This is a genomic window from Corynebacterium sp. HMSC065D07, from assembly GCF_001810695.1.
GTDB lineage: Bacteria > Actinomycetota > Actinomycetes > Mycobacteriales > Mycobacteriaceae > Corynebacterium > Corynebacterium hesseae.
Genome location: NZ_KV802439.1, coordinates 1 through 219 on the forward strand (window position 1 = coordinate 1; position 219 = coordinate 219).

The following is a 219-nucleotide window of genomic DNA, read 5'->3' on the forward strand; positions in this document are numbered from 1 at the left end:
GCGGACAAAGTCATGGACCCTTTCCATGTGGTGCATCTGGCAGCCGACAAGCTCACCAGTTGCCGACAAAGACTCCAACGTGAGACCACCGGACGCCGCGGACGCAAAGATGACCCACTGTACAAGCACCGGCGCACGCTGTTGACCAGGACGAACTATCTCACCGAGCGGCAAAAGCAACGCTTAGAAATGCTGTGGGCCACCGATGACGACTACGTG

At 58.0% G+C, this 219-nt stretch carries 1 protein-coding gene; it reads left to right on the top strand.

The window, feature by feature from the left end:
• Nucleotides 1-219, top strand: a 219-nt coding sequence (locus HMPREF2760_RS05030) for a transposase (RefSeq protein WP_148138840.1), incomplete at both ends; no start/stop codon positions are given.